The sequence below is a fragment of the Brevibacillus sp. NRS-1366 genome, assembly GCF_050467985.1.
In genome coordinates, this window is sequence record NZ_JBITPN010000031.1 from 1 (window position 1) to 1507 (window position 1507).

The 1507-nt window shown below is 53.6% G+C and carries 1 rRNA gene; it reads right to left on the reverse strand.

Going from position 1 to position 1507, the window contains the following annotated elements:
- A 23S ribosomal RNA gene (locus ACIFQN_RS24325) occupies positions 1 to 1490 on the reverse strand; the annotation flags it as partial.
- Positions 1491 to 1507: the final 17 nt, after the last annotated feature.

The following is a 1507-nucleotide window of genomic DNA, read 5'->3' on the forward strand; positions in this document are numbered from 1 at the left end:
TAGGCCGCTCACCCTATCCTCCTGCGTCACGCCATTGCTCAAGCGGAACAGAGGTGGTACAGGAATATCAACCTGTTGTCCATCGCCTACGCCTTTCGGCCTCAGCTTAGGTCCCGACTAACCCTGGGAGGACGAGCCTTCCCCAGGAAACCTTAGGCTTTCGGTGGACAAGATTCTCACTTGTCTTTTCGCTACTTACACCGGCATTCTCACTTCCAAGCGCTCCACCGCTCTTTCCAGTACGGCTTCACTGCTGCTTGGAACGCTCCCCTACCCAGTCCGTAAGGACTGCCATAGCTTCGGTGATACGTTTAGCCCCGTTACATTTTCCGCGCAGAGTCACTCGACCAGTGAGCTATTACGCACTCTTTAAATGGTGGCTGCTTCTAAGCCAACATCCTGGTTGTCTGGGCAACTCCACATCGTTTCCCACTTAACGTATACTTGGGGACCTTAGCTGATGGTCTGGGCTGTTTCCCTTTCGACAATGGATCTTAGCACTCATTGTCTGACTCCCGGACATAAGTCATTGGCATTCGGAGTTTGACTGAGTTCGGTAACCCGATGAGGGCCCCTAGCCCAATCAGTGCTCTACCTCCAAGACTCTCAATTCCGAGGCTAGCCCTAAAGCTATTTCGGGGAGAACCAGCTATCTCCGAGTTCGATTGGAATTTCACCGCTAGCCACACCTCATCCCCGCACTTTTCAACGTGCGTGGGTTCGGGCCTCCAGTAGGTGTTACCCTACCTTCACCCTGGACATGGCTAGATCACACGGTTTCGGGTCTACGACAACGTACTATCGCCCTATTCAGACTCGCTTTCGCTGCGGCTCCGTCTCTTCAACTTAACCTCGCACGCTATCGTAACTCGCCGGTTCATTCTACAAAAGGCACGCCGTCACGGGCTCCGACTATTTGTAAGCACACGGTTTCAGGTACTATTTCACTCCCCTCCCGGGGTGCTTTTCACCTTTCCCTCACGGTACTGGTTCACTATCGGTCGCTAGGTAGTATTTAGCCTTAGCAGATGGTCCTGCCAGATTCACACGGGATTTCACGTGTCCCGCGCTACTCGGGGTTGGTCTCGGAGAGACGCGCGTTTAGGTTACGCGACTGTCACGCTCTATGGTCAGCTTTCCCAAGCTGTTCACCTACGCGCGTCTTTTGTAACTCCGTGTGAGACGCCCCACAACCCCGCCAGGTAAACCTGACGGTTTAGGCTCTTCCGCGTTCGCTCGCCGCTACTGACGGAATCACTATTGTTTTCTCTTCCTCCGGCTACTTAGATGTTTCAGTTCACCGGGTCTGCCTTCTCGTACCCTATGTATTCAGATACGGATACCATCCCATTACAGATGGTGGGTTTCCCCATTCGGAGATCCCCGGATCAAAGCGTGCTTACCGCTCCCCGAGGCTTATCGCAGTTCGCTGCGTCCTTCTTCGGCTCCTAGCGCCAAGGCATCCACCGTGTGCCCTTAGTAACTTAACCACATTGGTTAGCACTAA